Origin of the sequence: Enteroscipio rubneri (genome assembly GCF_963929405.1) — a bacterium.
In the GTDB taxonomy this organism is placed as follows: domain Bacteria; phylum Actinomycetota; class Coriobacteriia; order Coriobacteriales; family Eggerthellaceae; genus Enteroscipio; species Enteroscipio rubneri.
The window spans coordinates 951,595-973,533 of the sequence record NZ_CAWVIN010000003.1 but is presented as its reverse complement, the minus strand read 5'-3'; the positions used below and the strand labels follow the sequence as shown (position 1 = coordinate 973,533).

Below are 21,939 nucleotides of genomic sequence, written 5' to 3'. Positions count from 1 at the left end.
GCGATCCTTGAATAGTCGATTCCAGAACTGCCGTGAGGCAATCTATTTTGTTAGGGAGTCGTCTTGCTTGCAGTAGCGGCATCCACATCGCCTGCGGGGATGGACAGCTCGTAGGCCATCCGATAGCCGAAGGAGCCCGCCGTAGCGCCCGCAGGCAAGACGTAGGTGCCGGTGTAGTCCATGAAGTACAGGTAGCTCAAAACGCTGGGCGCATCGGCATCGGTCGTACCAGGCAGCGAGAACGCCAGCGGCACGGTGCCCGCCGTGCTGTCCGAGCCGGGCACGAAGTAGAGAGGCAGCTCCGTCGGCAACCCTGTCCACAGCCCACCGATGTTGGTCTTCTTGTCGGCATCGGCGCCAGTTGCGGTGTCTTTAGCTTTCACGCCTAGCTTCACCATGCCGCCCTCGGCGCGAGAGACAGACTCGTTGGAATCCAAAAGCGTCGTACCCTCAGCCGTGGGAACCAGCTCGTCGGTAATGGTCACCGACTCAGGAATGCTGTCGCCATTGAAGTCGCCGCTGATCACGCTGTCTTTGACAAGGGGCTCGATGGACGTCACCGACCCGGCGACCGGGGCCGCGCCTTGGTTCTGCACCTTGCTGGAGCGCTTGGCTTCGGCGGACTTCACGGTGCCATCGGGAGAGAGCTCAAACAGTTCGGCGTCCACCTTGGTGTCGGCAGAAATCGTGCGGCGCGTCGCCGGCTTCACCGTGATGGTGGTGCTATAGCATTTCTTTCCGCTGGCCAGCAGCACCTGGTAGGTGAGCGTGTCGGCACGCCCGTAGGCCGCGGCCACGTTGAGCGCCACGCCTGCGGCAGAGGCATCTGTTGTGGCAAGCGTGTCGCCTGCGGCTAGGCCGCTGGTCAGCACAACAGGCGAACCAGCAAGCCCCATCGACGTCGTATCCCACTCGCCCAGGGACAAAGCCACGTTGGCATCGGCGTTGGTGGTACCCCACGAGGAGAACTTGTCGGACACCTCGGTTGTAGCGCTACGCAACGTGGGCTCGGTCGCCGCGGTGTCGCTGGACTCCCACGTGGGAGCGGCCAGCACCTCAGAGGATGCGCCGAGCGAAACGGAAGTGCCCAAAGCCGACGTCAACTCCGCCGAAGCGACACCTGCCATGGTGGTGACATCCGGATCGATGGTGGCCACTGCCGTATCGGTTTTCAGGTCGCCGAAGACGGGATAGCCGCTATTCACAGTATTATCAGAGGCAACCGTCCACACAGTGTGTGCCGGGTTTGTGCCGTCGGTGCTGCCAACGTACGTGTCACCGTTCAGCTTATAGGCGGTCTTCCAAGCCTTCATTTGATCAGTGGGAAGACCGGTCGAACCCTCTGCCGCTGCTGCTCCCGCGAAGACGTTGTTGTCGTAGTAGCAGTTGGACATGGACGCTGCCGCGCCGCTGCCCTTCGATGCGACGGGCACCACCTTGACGGCGTCCGAGACCGTGCCGGCGTTGTAGCAGCTGGCCAAGGGCACCGACGAGTTGTACGAGAAGCAGATGCCCGCCGCCCAGCACGGTTTGCCGCCTACCTCCGCCGGTCCGCCGCCGGTGATAGCGCCGGTATTGTAGCAGTTCTTGATAAAGCCGGTACTACCTTCGTGCACCCACCCTGCGATGCCGGCCGCTGCCCGCGTGCTTCCGGCTGTAATGGCGCCCGCGTTGCCGCAACGCTCGATTGTGGCTGAGCCTTGCACATCGTAGACAATGCCGGCTGCCACGCCCGTTGTTGACTTGACCGCCGCGGCATTGACGCAATCGGTGATAGAAGCTGTGCCTTCCAGAGAGGCAGCAACGGCACCGGTGCTCTCTGCGCCGCTTTCGATGAGCGAGTTTGCGCCAATGGACAGCCCTGATAGGACGCCCGCGCCACCCACGCTGCCAAACAGACCCTTATCGTGGTAGACGTACAAACCATCGACGGTGTTGCCGCCGCCGGTGAACGTGCCGGTAAACGTACCCGCAATAGACTTCCACGGTAGTGCCTTGGAGACGCTCGCATCCACATCGGCCTGCGCGACACCGGTGTAGCTGGTGCCGGCAAGAGACATGCTGGACGTCATGGTGGCACAGAGGCTCGAACCACCCGTTGCGCTAGCTTTCATCGCATACCACGCCAGCGCCTCCGGGGTGGAAAGCTCGATGGCCGCATTGGCCGAAGAGCCGTCGTTTGACGTGGTGTTGGGCTTGTAACCCAAAGGATCACCAAGTGTTGCACCGGGTACCCGCTGGTTAACCTTCTCATCGGCGGCGAGGAACGTGTCCACCCAGGTGGCCACATCGACCCACGACGAGGCTGCTTGCAGATGATCCACCACACCGCCGTCGACTGCAACATTATCCAGTCCAACAAGTACCGGGTAGCCGTTGTTCTCAAGCGTACCTGCGCTCGCGCTGCCCGTAGCCTGACGCCACGCGGCCATATTCGCGACGTTGCTTTCTGAAGCGTAATTAAACCCACCGCTGCCGTTCGGCGTAGACGAAACCCGGCTCAGCTGGTAAGCCGCACCCCAGCTCTTAAGCTCCGCGCCCGAAACGCCCTGCGTTTTATCGGCAACGTCAGGTTTGTTGACAACTCCCACAACAGAGCCGGCAGCGGCATCGCTTGGCGTGGAGGCGTCCTTGTCGTAGAAGCAGTTGTAGCAGTCGCTACGGCCACCACCATCGATAGCGCCCGCATCTGCTGCTTTCACAGGACCTGCGTTGTAGCAGTTTACTATCTTGCCGTCCCCGTTCGCGGAGATGCCACCAGCCCAGTCGCTCGAGCCACTGGCGGTGATAGCACCGGTGTTGGAGCAGTTCATGATAGAGGAGGTGTTTGAGCCCACGATACCGGATACACTCGTAGCGCCGGTAATGTCGCCCGTGTTCGCGCAACCAATAATGATGCAGGAATAGGCACCCTGACCCACGATACCGGAGACTTCGCTGGAACCCTTGACTTCAGCCGCATTCGAGCAGTTGACTATATCGACAACCCCTCCCCGCGCATAACCGACAATAGCGGCCACGCTGTCGTTGCCATACACGTAGCTCGTGCGATCGACGGACGTGTTCTTTACGAAACCGCGTGGCGTGCTGGAGTCATATACGCCAGCATCGCCGAACAGACCCTGGTTGTCCTTACGAGGGGCGTTGATGTAGAGATGGCTGATCGTATGACCCTTACCGTCGAAATGAGGAAGAACATTACTGATGGGAATCCAATCAAGCACATTCGCATATTTCTGGGCAGCCGTGGGCTGGGTCTCATCGGCTTTGCCGCCGTAAGGCTTGCCCAAGAGGTCGATATTAGCGCCCAAGTTGACATAGGCCTTGTTATAGGTGAGGCCGGGAGTACTTCCATCCGAATTAGCAATAGTGCTGGTGCCCGAGTTATTCACCTTATGGGCATACCACGCGAAGGCCTCGGGGCTCGATATGACGTAGGGGCTTGCTTCAGACCCCTCGCCCGAGAGCGCGAAGCCGTTTTCGGAGCCAGCCACCGCAGTTGTACGCAGTTCGGCCTCGTCCTGTATGGCACCCACTTCGCCCCAGTCAGCGTACACGCGACCGGAGGTGTAGGGATAGCCCTTGTTGGTGCCGTCGGTGCGCATCCACTGGTAGCGGGCGAGCTTGACGCCGGCCGCTTCGGTGGTGCTGTTCGCCAGCACGTCATTCAGCGTGGTAACAAACTCGTCGCTCTGCATTTCGATGGTCGATTTAGCTGTGCCTAAGCCGCCCGGCGTAATTAGACCGAACAGCGTGCTGTCGAAGTAGCTCTCGCCGTCAAGGGTGCCGCGACGTGCCAACGCATAGGCCGTACCCGACGCGCCCGCATCGAGTTGTCCGGCGCTGTAACTGTTCTTAATGGAGACACCTCCAGACACGCCCGTCAGGCCACCGACCTCGTCCGTAGCAGAGATCGACCCGGTGTTCGCGCATGCCTCAAGCAAGGACAGCTGAGCTCGACCGACGATGCCACCCGCATAAGACCCCATACCCAGTGTGCCCGGACCAGCCGTAACAGTGCCCTCGTTAGCGCAAAGGTAGAACAACGCCGGATTTCGACCAGAGTCGTTGCTTTCCTCGCCCACAATGCCGCCCGCGCTGAAGCCGCCTTCCACGGGAGCCTTGTTCACACAGTTAACGAACACGCTACCGGACTGACCCGTAAGCGTCGAAGACATGCCAGCGATGCCGCCGACTTGTGCCCCGTCGGAAGAAGCACGCACGGTAACGCTGTCGTTCACCAGGTTTACGAACGCGCCACTCTGTTTAGCAATGAGGACGAATGCACCCACGTACATTCCCGTGCCCTCGATCAGGCCTGCGGACATCGTGAGATCACGCATACCCAAACAACTGCCTGCAATGCCGCCATTGCCGTACAGGTGCGAGACCGTGTGCTCGCCTCCGTCGAGTACTGCATCGGGTGCCGTACCCGCGGACATATCCCACAACAGAGCGTTCTTGATGTTAGTCGGGACACCGTTGGCGTCCACCGTGGTGCTGACCGAAACGCCGATGTAGTCGGAGCCGAACAGGCTGAGGTCTGCCGTGATAGTGGCGTAGCGCCCGCCCTTCATAGACCACCAGGCAAGAGCCTCGGGGGTGTCGATGTTGTAGGGGTTGGTTTCGGTACCCATATCCGTCGTCGTGCCATCGATGCCCTTGGGCTTGTAATCGCCCATCTGCCTCTTTGTGACACCGTCGAGCAGCGTGACCTCAGTCCCCCCATCTACGGCGCCTGCGACCTTCGCCCACGAGTCGAACACCGGCTTGATCACCGCGATGTCAAGATCGGTATCGCGCGAAGCATCCACCGTATAGGGGCTGCCGATGATTGTGATCGTGCTCAGGTCGGTTCCTGCATCGTTGCCCGTGAGGCGATAAACGAGAGTCTTCGTTGGGTCGACCGTCGACTTCGCGAGCGCAACTGGCGTGCCCGCATTTGCGTAAGCTGTCTGAGTTGGCTCGTCGGTGTCGCTGCCAAGTGTGGCATCATCGAAGTCCTGCGTCAGTTTGAGCACACGCGGATGCGCATCGGTGATGCCAAGCGCCGGGTAGGCGTCGCCCACCGCGGCTTCAAGCTCGCCGGTGGTGGCGTCGCGGCCCACCTTCTGAGCCCACACGTTGCGATGGACGGCGGGGCTGGTTGCGGCCGCGCCCGCGTCGTCGGCCGTGTCGAGCAACCACGCTACTTCGCCGGAAGCAAAGTCGGCCGAGGTCTTGGCGGTGATGCCGGCCTTGGCGGCGTCCACCAGCGTGCCACCGGAAGAAGCGACTACCACGTCGCTATCGTAGTAGCAGTTCGCGGCGGTGGCGCGCGATGTGGTATCGGCCCAGAACGCGCCTGAAGCAGCCGTTCCCTCTACCGAACCCGCACTGTAGCAGTTCGCTAGTTTACGCCCTCCCGAATAGTCGCCAATGAAACCTGCAGCCCTATTCCCCACGATCGTGCCTGCATTGTAGCAGTCGGTAATTTCATATTCGTACTGATCGCCGAACCTGCCGACAAGCCCTCCGGCTGCGTTTTTGGCGGCTCGCACCGCGCCGAAGTTCGCACACGAGCGTATGTGACCGCTTGAGCCGAAGAGGCCAATCAGCCCGCCCGCCGCTATGCGATTAGAAGTCGAATTCGCCGTCGATTCCACAACCACGGAGCTCGCGCACCCTATCACATTCAATCCATAACTAGAATTACTATCGATGTAGCCCGCCAGTCCGCCCGCGATGTTAGAGGACACCGCACAGCCGTTCACGCTGACATTGGAGGAGGTAAGGGACTTCACCGCACCGAAGAACCCTGACACCTCGCCGAGAGCGCTTGTCGTCGTACCCGCCGCCATGTTCTCGATACGGGCATGGGATCCGTCCAGCGTGAGTGCGCCCTTGGCGTTACTTCCGATAGGCACCCAGGTCAGCGCGTTTGCGTACTTCGTTTGGGCTGCTGCCCAGGGGTCGGCAGCGGCGTTCGGGTCGTCGTTGTTAGCCAGCGAGCCGCCGTAGAGGGTGCCCGTCAGGTCGTAGACGGCTCCCTCGGCCAGCTTCGCCTTCGATGCGTTGAACTGCACGCCGCCGTAGGTTTCATCCGGCGTCGTGTTCACTTTGTACGCCCACCACGCCAGTGCCTCGGGAGTGGTGATGGAGAGCTCGCTTGCAGCCGCAGGCTTGAACTTCACCAGCGGGTCTGTGGTGGAGGGGTTGAAGGTATCAACCCACACGCCCACATCGGACCAGTCGGCAGGCTTGGACATGGTGGCCGTCGCCGCACCAGCAGCATTACGCGCGATAAGCGTCGGGTAGTTGCCGGTCGTCCACGTCCAGGTGGACATGCCGGCGATGTTGCCGGTCTGCGCACCACCCGCAGCGCCGCCGTTCAGCTGGTAGGCCGCGCCCCAGGTTTTCAGTTGAGCGGTAGTAAGAGCAGTCACACTCGCGGCATCCTGGGTGCCGGCAATGACGTCAGAGTCGTAGTAGCAACCCTCGCCGATGGTGATAGGGCAATCAAGCTTCGTAGAGGTAAATGCACCCGTCTGCCCACTGTTGTACTTATCGATAAGGCTGCCAGCGCTGAAGCAGCGATCAAAGGAAGCCGACGCGGGTGTTTGAAGTATGCCAATTAACCCGCCGACAGACCAATCACCCTCAACCGTGCCCACGTTGTAGCTGTCAAAGACCTGTACGGTTGCCCCCGCAAAGCCTACCAAGCCGCCGCCTATTGGCTGGCCTCCTTGGATCTCCACCTTGCCCTCGTTGGCCGACGTGCGCACCGTCAGATTGCCAGAAAGTGCACGACCTACCAATCCTCCAACACTGGCACCACGCACAGTTGCCGCGTTATGGCAGTCCTCCAGCACGACAGTACCGCGCGTTTGACCCGCGATGGCACCCGCGAACCCGAAGTTATTCAACTCCTTGGCAAACACGTAGCCGTCGCTCACCTCGATACCCAAAAGCGTGGCGCCGTCCACCGTGCCGAACAGACCGTGGACATCGTCAGAGACCTCACCGATGTAGAGGTTCTGCACCGGTGTGCCATAAGCGCGCAGTGTGCCGGTGAATGGGTTTGCCTCGCTGCCAATGGGTACCCACGGCAAGCAGGTGCTGTACTTAGCTTTATCGTCAGCGCCACCCGCCGTCACATCGAAGCCGTAGGTTGTACCTGCAAGATCGAACGCGGTGTGCGAACCGGCCGCCGCCAGCGTGACGTTCGCAGATGCGAAACCGGTTGCGCCCGCATTCACCTGTGCGCCGAACCACGCCAGCGCTTCCTCGCTGCGGATGGTGAAACCGGCTGCAGCGGTACCCTCGAGGGCAGCCATGCCGGAAGGCACGGCGGACGCGTTTGCAGCAAGCATCCACGCGCTGGTCGCGTTGTCCCAGTAGGTGAGACGTAGCTTAGCCTCGTCCTGGGCAGCACCCGCATCGCCCCAGTTGGCAATGGGGCGCTCAGCGATGTGGGGGTAGCCGCTGTTTACCGTGGAGTCGTACATCCACTGGTAACGTGCGAGCTTTATGCCGGCCACTTCGGTGGTGCTTTGAACCAGCACTCTGTCCAGATCGGCAGCGAACGCGGCATCCTTCATCTCGTCCGAACTCTTTGGCGTACCGCCGCCCAATGTCGGGGCAGCAAAAGCAGAGTTATAATACGAATCCTGATACGTGCCGCCGCCAAACTGATCATTGCTATAGGTTGCACCCGAAACGGCACCGGCATTATAGCAATTGCGTCCAGTTAAAGCGGGTTCGGAGACGACCAACCCCGCACAGTCGCCAGCAGCACTGATCGCACCCGTATTCGAGCATGCCTCCATATCACCTTTGTAGGCGGAGCCAGCAATACCGCCGCCTATGGAGTACGCTGTGCTGGATACGTCGATGTCAGCCTCGTTCGAGCAGAGGTAGAACTGGGGAGCAACGGTGTCCGGGAGCCCTTTCATACCTCCTAGAATGCCGCCCGTCCAGTGAGCGGAACTCACCGGGGCTCTGTTCGTGCAGTTCACGAATGAGGGTGTGCCAACCGACGAGCCAGCTATACCGCCGGCATAGCCATTGCTAGAATCGCCCGAACCGAATACAGCAACGCTCTGATTCGTAAGATTGACGAACACAGCATTAGTATCGGAGCTCGTGGATGCGAACGCGCCCACCTGTGCGTTAGTCTGCCCAGTTGCGTCCACCAGACCCTCGGCCAGCGTGAGGTTGCGCAGGTCAACCGCCTCGCTCAACAAGCCGGTGGTGCCGTACAGGTGTGTGATGGTAAAGTTACCGCCGTCCATGTTGGTGCCGACAGTAGTTCCCGTCCAGGGAAGTGCGTTCTTAATGTTGCCAGGGATGCCATCGGCGTCCAGCGCTCCGGGAGTGGCGCCTACGTAGTTGTCGCCGAACAGGCTAATGTTGGCCGTCAGCTTTGCGTGGCCGCCCTTCTTGAACGCCCACCAGGCGAAGGCCTCCGGGGTCGACAGCTGGTAGGGGTCGTCCACGGTGCCGGCGCCGGTGGGCTTAAAGGTGCTCATATCCTTCTTTGTGCCGTCGGTCAACGTGGTCTCGGTGCCGGGCGCGGCGTCCACCGCGTCGGCCAGCTTCGCCCACGACTCGAACACGGCGCCGGTCTTCACGGCGATAGCCAGGTCGGTCGCACGAGAAGCGTGCACCAGGTAAGGGCTCTCGAGCGTTGTTTCGACGGCAGAATCGTTGCCTTCCTCGTTGCCGGCCAGGACATACTTAATCTTCTTGGTCGAATCGGTTGGAACAGCCAATTTCACCATGCTGCCCGCGTTCGCATAGGAAGTCTGCGAGGGCTCGGCAGTATCGTCGCCAAACACGCCGTTGTCGAAGTCCTGCGTGAGCGCGAGTACGCGCGGGTGCACAGCGGCATCAAGGAATGCCGGGTAGGCATCGCCGCCCGCGGCAAGCTCACCGGTAGTCGCGTCGCGGCCCACCTTCTGGCCCCACACGTTGCGGTGCGGGCCGCCGGTTGTAGCACCATTGGCCGACGCCGTATCCAGCAGCCAGGCAACCTCGCCGGAGGCGAACTCGTCGGCGGTCTTGGCCACGGAAGCGCCCTCGAACCCGTTCGGTGCGCAGGCGCCCTGCAAGTAGTAGCAGTTTGCCAAGGTGATCCCGCTCGATCCATCTCCTAGGAAGTTGCCGGCGTACCTGCCAGACGTCGCAACCCTGCCGGTGTTGAGGCAGGAGGCGAACGCCACATCACCTGTAGCGCAGTACCCGACGATGCCTCCGTTGATAGAAGCGCCCGACACCTCGCCCGCGTTCGCGCAATCGACGAAAGACGTGCCGCCCGCTTCGACTCGGCCTACGAGGCCTCCTGTGTACTGGTACGCAGTCCCGCATGTCACCTGGGTTTCGTTCCCGCATCGCTCGAACGTGCTCGACGCCCCGCCGGCGTTGCCGACCAGGCCCCCTGTGCAGTAACCTTCCAGCACGCGCACGCCTTCGTTGACGACGTCGGACAAGTGCGCGCCGTCGACGTTTCCGGCGATCGCTCCGGAGTAATTAACGCTGGTGGACGTCTGCACGAGGCCGGACTTCAACGTCAGGTTCCTCACCGCAGCTCCTTCAAGGAAGCCGAAGATTCCCAGCGTATAAGTAGATCCGTACCTTTCGCCGTCGATGCGCATGTTCAGAACGTCGTGGCCCCCACCGTCGAAGGATCCCGCGTACCGAACGGCCCCATAAGACACGCCCCCTATGGGATCCCAGGGCAGGCATGTCTTGTACGCGTCGAACGCATCGGCGCCGGAGGCCGGAACGTCCAGGTACCCGCCATAGGCGGCGCCCTCCAGGTTGATATCGGACACCAGCTCGACGCTCTTGGACCTGTACGCATCGGGCTGAGAACCCACCATGTAGGCGAACCAGGCCAGGCCTTCGGGATTGGTTATCTGGTAAGGGCCCGTGTTCGCGACGGCGTCGAACGCGCCCGTCGAGCCGTCGCCTGCGGGCTTGAACTTCTCCAGCGGAGCGGATGTGGAGGGATTGAAAGTCTCAACCCACAAGCCCACGTCGGACCAGGAACCGGCCTTGGACATGGCGGCCGTCGCCACGCCGGAGGCGTCGCGCGCGATGATCTCCGGGTAGCCCGGATTCGCGACGTCGAACGTCCAGGTGGACATGTTGGCCACGTTGCCGTCACCAGCCGTGCCGCCCGCAGCGCCGCCGTTCAGCTGGTAGGCCGCGCCCCAGCTTTTCAGTTGGGCCGCAGTCATGCTGGTCAGGCCAGCCGCGGTGGCGTCCTGAGGGTCGACATAGACAACCTTACCCTCTTCGTAGTAGCAGTTCGTGAAGGTGGCACCCGCAGCATTTCCGGCGTCGTTAACATACAGAGCACTTGCATTGCCGGCGCGCACTTCGCCTGCGTTGTAGCAGTTTGAGAATCTCACGGTAGCACCGCTCTCGGCCGTAACCAGACCGGCGATGGTATTAGAATTGCTCAGGTTGCCCTTGTTGTAGCAGTTTTCCACCACGAGGTCGTCGCCTCGTCCGACCAGGCCCACTAGGCCACCTGCGTACTGGTTGCTACAAGACACCGAGCCCTCGTTCCAGGAGTTCTTTAACGTGCCGCTTGCTTGACCGATGAGGCCGCCCACCTTATTGCCAGTCAAAGAAACATCACCTTTGTTCCAGCAGCCATCGACGGTGCCGCCCTGCAGCCGCTGCACCAGAGCACCGGCGATGCTGGCACTTGTTCCGCCGGACGTCATCTTGCTGTTCGCGCCGATGCCCATGTTCTTCACGGTGCCGCTCACGTACCCGAAGAACCCTTCTGGGGAGCCACCTTCAGCGACCGTGACATAATCCACCTCGTGGCCACAGCCATCGAAGGTTCCTTGGAACGGGTACGAACTTGTGCCCATAGACACCCACGGCAGGCCGCGATGGTCGGCCGCCACGTAGTCGTCGACGGCTCCGGAGGCCTTCGTGCCTTTCAAGCTAAGATCGGCACCCAGTTTCACGTAGGCCTTGATTGCCATATACCCTTCAGATCCGCCGGCGAAGATGTCCCCTCCGCTGTTGACCTGCTTCGCAAGCCATGCCAAGGCCTCGGGCGAGTTGATTACTACCGCGTCGGACTCGTTCGCACCCTTGCCGCCCGTCAGAGCACCGGAAGCGCGCAGCGTAGTCTCGGTCTGGTCGGCGCCCACGTCGCCCCAGTCGGCGTACACACGTGCGGCCGTGTAGGGGTAGCCCTTGTTCGTGTTGCCGTCGGCGGCTTGCATCCACTGGTACTTGTTCAGCGCGACGCCCTCCGACTGGGTCGCACTCGCAGACAGGGCGACGTTCAGGTCGGCGGCGAAGCCGGGGGCCTTCATTTCGTCCGAGGTCTTGGCCGTGGCGCCCGAGGCGCCCGGAGTCGTGGCCGAGCGGAACGCGTCCTGGTCGAAGTAGCAGTCGGTGAGCGTGCCCGCGTCGGCGAGCGCGTAGGCGGTGCCGCCGGCGGCCGTCACCGCGGCCGCACTGTAGCTGTTCTTGAACGAAGCGAATCTGTCCGCGCACGCCAAGCCGGCTGCTGCGCCCGCCGTGGAGGCGATCGCGCCCGTGTTCGAGCACGCCTCGACGAACCCGTTGCAAGCGTCGCTGCCGATATTGGAGGTCAAACCGCCCGCGGATGTTCCGGAGACATCTCCCTCGTTCGAGCACAAGTAGAAGGTCCCCCCGGCATCAGCCGCGCCGATGATGCCGCCGGCATGTTTGCCGCTCGACACGTCGGCCTTGTTCGCGCAGTTCACGAACGTGGCGATGGTGCCCGCGCCGCCGGTGTAGCCCACCAGGCCGCCAGCTCCCCGGATATCGTCAGCGGCGCCGACCTTGCGAACCTCCACGCTCTCGTTCGCCACGTTGACGAACACGGAGTTTGTGGCAACGGCCGCAACGGATCCTGCGGCATACCCATCCGAATCCACCAGACCCGCGTCCATGACGAGGTTGCGAACAGCACCGGCGGCCACCGACCTGAACAGCCCGCCGTCCCCGGACGCAACGTACAGATGGCTGACGGCATTCCCGCCGCCGTCGAGCGAGCCGGTGTTCGAACCGCTGCCGGGATACTCACCGAGCGAAGCCGTGCCCGGCCACGGGAGGGCTTCCCTGATGTTGTCGGGGATGCCGTCGGCGCCGTCGTTGCCGTCCACGTTCTTCGCGTCAGGGCCGGGGGCGGCGTCCACGTAGTCGTTACCGAACAGGCTGATTCCCTGCGTCAGCACAGCATGGCTGGTCGCGGTGTTCGAGGCCTTCTTGAACGCCCACCAGGCGAAGGCCTCGGGGGAGTCGATCTGGTACGGGTCGGCCGCGGTGCCGGCGCCGTCGATGTTTTTGTACTCGCCCATGTTCCTGGGCGTGCCGTCCAGCATGGTAACCGTCTGGCCGGTGTCCACCGCGGTGGCCAGCGACTCCCAGCTGTCGAACACCGCGCCGTTCTTCGCCGTGATGGACAAGTCGGCGGTGCGGGAGGCGTGTACCGTGTAAGGGCTCTTGATGGTCGTCTCGCCGGTGGAATCATCGCCCAACTCGTTGCCGGCCAGGACGTACTTCAGCTTCTTGGACTCGTCCGTCGCAACGGCCAGCTTCACCTTGCTGCCCGCGCTCGCATACGTCGTCTGCGCTGCCTCGCCGGGGAACGCGGCGTCGAAGGCCTGGTCGATCTTGAGCACGCACGGGTGCGCAGCGGAGACGCCGGCAACCGGATACGCGTCGCCCGCTGTGGCATCCAGTTGGCCGTCGGCGTTGCGGCCGACGTTCTGCCCCCACACGTTGCGGTGCGCGTTGCCGGTGGTGGCGCCGTTGGTCGACGCCGTGTCCAGCAGCCAGGCAACCTCGCCGGAGGCGAACTCGTCGGCGGTCTTGGCCTCGACGTTGGTGGCAGAGGCCATGCCGGATGTGGGATGCGCGAGCGAAGGCCCCGCCGCCTCGTCGAAATAGCAGTTCGCAAGGTTGGTATTATAAGTATCTCCTACAAGCGCATAGGAAAGGCCACCTGCATTCACTTTCACCGTTCCCGCAACGTAAGCATTGGTCAGAGAGCACGAGCGAAACGAACCGTATACTGCGCCGATGCCGCCTGCTTTGTCCGGAGCGCTGACGCTTCCCACATGGGAAACGTCAGTCAGTACGGTAGAAACGCTATTACCGACGAACCCTCCTGCACACCCAACTGTGGCTCCAACGGTACCCGTATGCGAGACAGCAGATCCTTCGGATGATGTTTCCAAACGCCCAACAACGCCACCAACATTATCGCTGCCGGTTACGTCAACTCGCACAGACAGGTTGCTCAATCGCACATTCACGCCCTGCCCCAGCAAACCGCCAACACACTCGCCGCCCGAAACCGAACCCGAGAGAGAAAGATCATGGACGGACGCCTTCTCAGCCGCGCCCTCCGGAGCGCTCATGTATCCGAAGAATCCTTGATAATTCCGCGTCGAAACGACGGATAGCCCGTCGACAGCGTGCGAGCCTCCCGCAAACGCTCCGCCGAATGGGGAGCCAAGGGAACCGATGCCCAGCCAATCGAGCCGGGCGGTGCCGTCGGTGTACTTCGTGCCAGCCAGCGATACGTCGTCCGTCAGCTGGTAGAACGAGGTCCCGTACGTGAGCGTGCTGGTTGCGGCCGGTTTGCCGCCGTTGTCGTAGTTCACCTTGCAAGCCATCCACGCCAGCGCCTCGGCGGAGCCCAGCTGGATGGACTTGAGCGCAGCCGAGCCGTCGCTGGCCAGCAGATTGGGTTTGAACTTGTTTCCGTGTTCGTCCACAGGGTCGAAGTTGTCAACCCACGAGCCTACGTCTTCCCAGCTGGAGGCCGCGGGCATGGAGGCCGCTGCCGCGGTGGAGCCCTGGATGACGGGCATGGGGGACGAAGCCCCGCTCAGGATTCCCCACTTGTCCATGGTGGCCACGGCGCCGTCGCCGGCCGTGCCGCCCGTGGCGCCGCCGTTCAGCTCGTAAGCCGCGCCCCAGGTGTTCAGCTGGCCCGCCGAGACCGATTTCGCCCCCAGGAGGTTGGTGACGGTGCCGGCACCGGACACACCTCCCATCGAGCCGACTTCCGCACCCACAACGGCGTCGAGGGTGAGCACGTTGCTCACCGCGCGGGATGCGATGGCGGCTGCGTCCGCGTATCTGGTGCGTCCCACAGGGAAGACGGTATCCACGCTGAGTCCAGAGACCGAGCTCCCCGCGCTGCTGGACACCGCTATCGCGCCCGTGTTGTAGCTGTCGGTCACCGTGGTTCCCCTATACGGCACCTCCGTCAAATTTCCAGGCACGAACGCCTTTCCCACCAGGCCGCCTGCGAACGAGAGATCCCCGTAGGAGACGGCGATAGTTACGGCTCCGCTGTTGAAGCATCCGTCAATGGACGTGCCACCGCCGGACTGCGCGTCATCGCCCACGAGCCCGCCCAATCCGAGCCGCGTCGGGGCGCCAGGCACTCCTTCTTCGGAGGAAACCGCGCCCGTGTTCGCCGACTGCTTGATGCTGCCAGGCTTCGTGAACACGCCCACCAGACCGCCCACGGTCGCCTCATTAGCGGCTCCGCTCGTTCCGCGAACCCCGAGGTTGGCCGTCACGCTGGCGCCGCTCAGGCAACCCTCGATATGCGTGCCGTCCGATACGGCCACCAACCCGCCCGCGGCATGCTTGCTGGCGATTGCGTAGGGGGCGTCGATCCGCACGGACGAGTTCGTGCCCAGGGCCAGGTTCGCTATGGTGCCCGAGCCGGTGCGGCCGAACAGGCCGGCCTCGCCGTCGGTGCCAACCCACATATGGTCGATCGTGTGGCCCTTGCCGTCGAAGCTGCCGGTGTACACCGACGTGCCGGTATACGCGGACTCCCACCCGATGGGCACCCAGGGCAACGGGGTGGCCGACGTGCCGCCGGCAGGCCCCGTAAGGTCGATGTCGGCGCCCAGCCGGGCGTGCGCCGCGCCGTAGGCGAGGCCGGGCGCGGCGGTGAAGGCCGGGTCGGAGCCGCCGGCGGCCTGCATGTTGGCGATGGAGTCCGCGTTCTTCGTGTTCACCTGGTAGGCGAACCACGCCAGCGCCTCCGGGGACGAGATGATGTAGGGCTGGCTGGCCGAGCCGGAGCCCGAAAGCGCCATGAGGCCGCCGCCCGTGTCGGTGGCGCGCAATTCGGCCTCGGACGCCGAGGCGGCCACGTCGGCCCAGGACGAGATGCCCTTGGCGTACACCATGAAGTCGCCGGCATGGGAAGGAATGGAATACGGGTTGTTGATCTCAGGACCGTAGAGGGAACCCATGTAGTACTTCGAATAGCCGGCGGGCAGCGCCAGCATCGAGCCTTCGTTCGCGTATTCGTAGGAATCGGCCGTCGTCGCGCGCGCCAAGGGCGCACCCTGAAGGCGGATCGTCGCTCGCACCAAAGGATGGAGTGTGGCCGGCATCCAATCCAGTATGGGGTACAGGCCGCCGGTGGGTTGGAACTCCCCGGTAACCAGGTCGCGGTCGATGCGCTGGTTCCACACGTCGCGGCCCACGGGCGCGCTCTTGTCCAGCACGCCTTCCGCAGACGCGGCGTTCAGCAGCCAAGCCACCTCGCCGGAGGCGAACTCGACGGGAGTCTTGGGGGTAGCGCTGCCGTCATTATACCCCCCTATGGTGCTGTTGTAATAGCAGTTGCTCACAAGCAGATTCCCGGAGAGGGCGAACCCGTAGATAGCCCCGTTCGTCATTTCCAGGCCGCCCGTCTCGGTTCCCGGGCCGAAGTTGTAGCTGTTCACGATGCTCAAAGCCCCGGCATCGGATGAGTTCGTCTTCATATCAACAACCAACCCGGCCACACCGGCGTAAGCGGCTTGAGCTCCGGTATTGCCGCAATCGGACACGCTCAGCTTGCCACCGGCATCGGATGAGAAATCAGCCAGCAGCCCCGCTGCATTGTTATTTTCGGTTTGCAGGTCTCCCTGGTTCATGCAGCGCGACATCGTGACGCTTCCGCCTTGGGATCTGCCCATCAAGCCGCCAAGGTACGCTCCCGAGCCGGCTCCATGCCCCTCCGCCGCGTTGCGGCAGTCGGTCATGGTCACGTCTCCCGTCGCGTAGGCCATCAGGGAGCCGCCGGCCACGCCGCCGGTATGGTTGAAGTAGCCGCTTGCTATGGTCACGTCGGAGAGCGTCGCGTTGCTGCCGCACTCGAACAGGCCCGGGTTGTTCCTGCCGGGGATGTGGAAGCGCTCGATGTCCGTGCCCTTGGCCGTGAACGTGCCGGCGAAGGGGTTGCCGCGCGTGCCCATGGGCACCCAGCCCACAACGTTGCGATGCTTGTCTTTCGCGGTTGCCGCGCTCGCATCGAACGAGCCGCCGTAGGGTTCACCCGTCAGGTCGATGGCGCCCGAGGGCGCGGACAGCTTCACGTGCGCGTTGGCGTACGTGGTGGTTCCGGAAATCCGTGGGAGCGGTGTTCAGCTTGTAGGCGTACCACGCAAGCGCCTCGGGGGTGGTCAGCGTGATGGGCTTGTCGGCGGCCGTGCCGTTGTTGGTGGACAGGTTCGGCCTGAAGCCCGCCGTCTCTCCCGCGTCGGTGGCCGTGCAGAAGTCCTCGACCCATCCGCCCACCTGGCCCCAGTCGGAGGCCTTCTGCATGGTGGCCGCAGGCGATCCGTCGGCGTTGCGCGCGATCAGCTGGGGATAGCTGTCGGGCGCGAACGTCCAGGTGGTCATGCCGGCCACGTTGCCACTCTGCGTGCCGCCCGTCGCGCCGCCGTTCAGCTGGTATGCCGTGCCCCAGGTTTTCAGCTGGTCGGAGGTGAGGGAAGTACCTGAGCCGGTCGCGCCCGCCTTCGAGCCGTCGTAGTAGCACGATTCCACCGTGGCGCCGGAGGTAAACGAGTCAGAGAGAGCGCCTTTTTTTGAGCCGTTCACGTCGCCCGCGTTGTAGCAGCGGGCCATCCTACTTACGTTACCCCCTGTGCCTATGACGCCGCCGGTACCGTAACCGCCGCTGTTAGCCGTAGCAGTGATGTTGCCCGTGTTGTACGAGTCCTCGATAATGCCAGGATTAGTGCAGTTCGTGGAGCCGATGACGCCGCCGGCGTCGCGAATAGCCCTCACGTCGCCGGTGTTCGAGCAGCGGCGGATGTAGAAGGTATCCCCCATATACGCGCAGCCCACCACGCCGCCCGTGTTGCAGGCCACTCCGCTGCCGCCGGCGTTCGAGGGGTCGGAATACACGGTGGCCGCGTTCGAGCAGTCCTCCACCGTGGTGATGCCGGTGATGCGGGCCACCACGCCGGCCGCACGATCGACGCCCGCTATGTAGCCCGAGGCTACGTTCACGCCGCGCAAGGTGGCATTGTGCGCGATGCCGAACAGACCCACGTGGTATCCGCGCTTGACGGGAGCGAGGTTGGTTATGGCGTGCCGCCCGCCGTCGAACGTGCCAGTGTAGGCTTTGGCAGGCGTTGCGGTGGCCGAAGTATCGTTCGTGCCGCCGATGGGCATCCACGGCAGGCAGTTCGCGTACTTGTCTTTATCCGTGGTGGCGGTCGAATTCACTTTGCCGCCGTACTTCGTGCCCGAAAGGTCGAGGTCGGCGGTGAGCTTGACGTTCTTGCCGGCCCAGGTGCCGGAGTCGGCGTCGATGGAGGCCTGGAACCACGCCAGCTGCTCGGGCGTGGAGATGAGCAGCGTGCCGTCGGCCTCTTTCTGCACCTGGGGGACGAGGGTGGTGGGCGAGTTGCCCAGGGGGTCGGCGAGGCCTGCGCTGATGGTGGCCGAGCCGGCGGTGAGGTCGGTTTGCTTCGCGCGGATGGCCGTGCCAACCGTGCCCCAGTCGGCATAGGCCGAGCTCGACGCCTTGAGCGACGGGATGGGGTAACCGTTGTGGTCGGGGGCGTTCGTCCACTCGTAGATGTTGTAGAGCAAGTCGCCGCTGGGCGCTTTGGGATCATCGGTGCCCGTGTACGCGTACAGCTTGATGTTCAAATCGCTGAGCAACGCTGAACCCTGCATCTCGGCAGTGGTTTTGCCAAGAATGTTGCCAAAGTTCGCATCATTAAGCTCGTAGGCAACGAGCACATCGGTATTGACGGTACAGTAAGCGTTCATGCTTACGCCGCCGAGCGAAGCTATGTAATTCGGGCAAATTGCGTACACCTTGCTCGGGTCTTCGCTCGCAGCCACGCCGATGGGGCCGGCGCTGTAGTTGCTCGCAATCTGGAGGTTCGTGTCGGAAGCGTCCCACGAGACAAGGCTCACGATACCTGCAGCGTAAGAGGCGCCGGTGGGGGCGACGGATCCAATGTTGCCGCATTGGATGATCTGCGTCTTAGCAGATCTTCCGGGCGCGCCACCCAGGATTCCTCCCACGTACATGCATCCTAGGCCGTCCGCTTCCGGGTACCCCGTGCTGGTCAACGTGCCGCTGTTGAAGCACAGAAGCATCTTCCCGGCATCGGCGCCGCCGGCGATGCCGCCGGCAAACCCGTTCGCATCCCTGCTGGGTTCGTTCGTGGTCACGTTGCCCTCGTTGCGGCATCCGTACAGCGAGGAGCTCTGCACGGAACCCACGAGTCCGCCGATCTCGGCATCGTCGGCCTCGTGCCCCCTTACGACGACATCGACGCTTTCGTTCACGCAGTTGACGACGTTCGTCCCGGAGTCGATGACACCGGCCAGAGAGCCTACGTACAGATTCGACTCGCCTAGGTTCTCCATAAGCACCACGCCCGAGCGCAGAGAGACGTCGCGCAGCACGGCGCCGTCCGTCTTCGCGAACAGCCCGGAGAATGCGTACGACACATCCTCGTAGGCAGCGGCGTTCATGTGCTCGATGGTGAAATTCTGGCCGTTGAACGTTCCGCCTCCGAAGGCTACCGTGCGGCCGATGGGTATCCAGGGAAGGGCGTTGTGGTATTTTGCCTCGGCGGTTGCGGCGGATTCGTCGATGGAGCCGCCGTAACGGGTGCCGGCCAAGTCGATGTCGCCCAGCAGCGTGGCGCTTATCTTGTGGTTCCTGTTGTGCGCCTCCACTTCAATGCCCAGCCAGGCCAACGCCTCGGGAGTGCTGATGAGGAACGGGGTTGCGTCGGCACCGTCGCCCGCGGGCTTCATGGCTTGGCCGTTGACGTCGTTGGGATTGAAGGATTCCACCCATTCGCCCACGTCTTGCCAGTCGGAGGCCTTGTCCATGGTCTCGCCCGCCGCACAGAGCACGGGGAAGCCGCCGTTCTTGGGATTGGCCGGATCGTCCATGCGCCACGTGGCCATGTCGGCCACGTTGCCGGTTGCGCCCGTGCCGCCCGTGGCCCCGCCGTTCAGCTGGTAGGCCGCACCCCAGGTTTTCAGCTGGTCGGAGGTTATCTTGGTGCCGGCATCCAACGTTGCATCGCTGGTGCTGTAGCAGTTGGTGACCGAGGTTGTCGCCGTCCGCGCTGCAATCATGGCGTTGGTAGCGACACCCGTGAAGTAGCAGTTCTCCAGAGTGTGCGTACCAGTCGATATCGAACGCCCGAGGATACCACCACTCTGATTACCCAGCATAGTGGCGTTCGAGAAACAGTTTTTGATAGTGCCGCCACCTATATAGAGATCACCCACAATGCCGCCAGTCAGTCTGTTGGCTGTAGGATCTTTTCCGATGGTGCCTGACAGCACGCCGCATGACTCCACCACGGCTCCGCCGGTCAGCTGGCTCGCAATGCCACCTACGGTAAGATAATCGTCGGACGTTACATTAATGTTCACGTCTTTGAGCAGTACGTTCTTCACCGTTCCGCCAGCGCTGACAAAACCGAACAAACCCCAGCCGCTTTGCCCTGTCACCGAGCCAGTTTTGGTAAGGTTACTAATGGTATGACCCTGGCCGTCGAAGGTGCCAGCATAGTTCGCGCTGACTTCGCCGTGCTGTGTGGTGACGATAGGGGTCCATGCTAGCGGAGTGCCGCTTGTTTGGCTGTACTCGGTGCCGGTGAGGTCGATGTCTGCGGTGAGGACTGCCGAGAGCTGGCGGTTCTGCTTGGAGGCGTCGATGGAGGACGTCTGCATCTTGCGAGACGTGCCCTCGTTCAGGTACGTAAACAGCGCCAACTGTTCGGCCGTGCCAATTTGTAGGCCACCCGCGTTGGTGTCGTAGGTGGGCAGGACGACGTCCTTGGCCGTGCCGTCTGCCTTGATGACGGAGACGGTTTCGCCGGAGGCCAAGCCCTTGCCAGCCGCGGTGGCGGCGTTGGCGATAGCCTCGCCCACATCCCCCCAGTCGGCATAGGTGGGGTTCGCCATCGTTGCTGCCTCGCCGGACGCGATGCGGATGGACAGCGGCATGGCGCCCTCGGCCAGCTCGTAGCCTTGCGGGAGCTTCGCGGTGAAGGTGGCGCCCTGCGTGGCGACGCTCTTCTGGTCGTAGTCGGCGCTCTCCCACGCGACATCGAGCGTCATGGCAGTGCCTTCGAGGGTGAGCGGGCCCGCCGACAGGGCGCGCCCCGTGTCCAGGATGGAGCGCTCGGGGGTGGTGTCGACGGCGTCGCCGGAGAGGGAGGGCTCGGGGGGCGCGGCACCCTCGTCGGGGGACGCGGCGTTGGCGGCGGCCTCGTCGGAGGGCGCGCTCTCGTCGGCTCCGCCTTGGGCGGCACCGTTGGCCGGCTCGGCGGCCAGCGTGACCACGACCTGCTTGGGCAGCAGGGCGGCTGCGGCCTCTTCGGCGCTCATGTCCGCAAGCGGCGCGAGGCTTGCCAGCGCGAGCTGTCTTCCGGAGCCGTCTGCGGTGTCGGTCACGTAGAGGGAGTAGTCGTAGGACTCCTGGCCGGGCACGTCCCATGAGGACACCTGCTTGGCGGGGGCCGTATCTGAGGGGGTGGGCTCGGCGTCGGGGGCGGGCTCGACGGGGCTCGTCTCCACGGTCTCGGACTTAAGGTTCACGCCGGGCTCGCGCCCGGCCTTGAGGTTGACCGGCTCGGCAGGTTCGGGGAAGCCGCATGTGGCGCCGTCGGCGGCGCCGCCCGTCCTCCACACGGCGTCGTCTCCTTCGCGCCCGGCGTTCAAGCGCTGGCTGGCGGCTTCGAGGTCGGTGGCGGACAGGGCGCCGTCGCGCTCGTCGAAGGCGCCTGTGTAGGACGCGCCCTCGTCGGCGGCGAGGTAGGCGCTGGCCGCATCCACCTGACGCGCGTAGGCCTCGGCGTCGGCGCCGGGGGCGGCCAGGTAGGCGGCCTTGCCGGCCGCATCGATGGCGCCGGCGCCGTAGCTGGTCTTGATCGTGCCCGCGCCCGCGGCGGCGATACCCGCGGAGGCGGAGGTCTGCTGGCGGTTGATTACCGCGCCCAGGTTCGCACAGTCCTCGATAGTCCCGTCGTTCACAGCGACGATGCCGCCGGCGAGCGCCTCGAGGTCGGATTCAGCCTCGGTCCCATCGGCGGCGGGGGCGCAGGCCTGCACGCTCATGCGGTTCACGACGCCTTGGATCGAGCCTTTGTTGACGGCGGCCAGCGCACCTGCCTGCGCGCCTGTCGCCGCCACGCAGGTGGCGCGGGCGCCCTCGGCGGCCATCTGGGCGTCGGTGAGGCCCAGCTGCAGCCACTCGATGCGACCGGTCTGCGTTATCTCTTGAAACAGGCCCGCGCTCGCGGTGGCGAAGCACAGGGTGCGGCCCTGGCCGTCCAGCGTGGCGGCGAGCACGGTGCCGCCCGGCCATGCGGCGTCCACGGGCCTCGGCGATTCGCCCTGCACCGCGGCGGGCGCCTGGGCCGTCAGATCGATGTCGGCCTCCAGCTTGGCGGAGGCGTCGGAGTGCAGAAGCGCCCACCAGGCGAAGGCCTCGGGGGTGGAAATGGTGTAGGGGTCGTCCTCGGAGCCGGTGCCGGCGGGCTTGAAGCCCTCTTCGGCCAGTGTGCCGTCCTCGACGCCGCGCGCCACATCGAGCCACGTGGCAAAGGCGGTGGGCGCCTCGGGAAGCGCGCCGTCGGCCTCGGCCTCAAA

Annotated in this window: 2 protein-coding genes; both read right to left on the bottom strand. The window is 63.7% G+C overall.

Annotated elements, in window-relative coordinates:
- Positions 1-50: 50 nt before the first annotated feature.
- Positions 51-16,385 (bottom strand): hypothetical protein, encoded by a 16,335-nt coding sequence (locus tag ABGT83_RS11030; protein ID WP_346687586.1) that lies wholly within the window; start codon positions 16,383-16,385, stop codon positions 51-53.
- Positions 16,342-21,876: a hypothetical protein gene (locus ABGT83_RS11025; RefSeq protein WP_346687585.1), complete on the bottom strand. Its 5,535-nt coding sequence runs from the start codon at positions 21,874-21,876 to the stop codon at positions 16,342-16,344. The genes ABGT83_RS11030 and ABGT83_RS11025 overlap by 44 nt, the downstream gene beginning before the upstream one ends.
- Between the last annotated feature and the right edge of the window lie 63 nt (positions 21,877-21,939).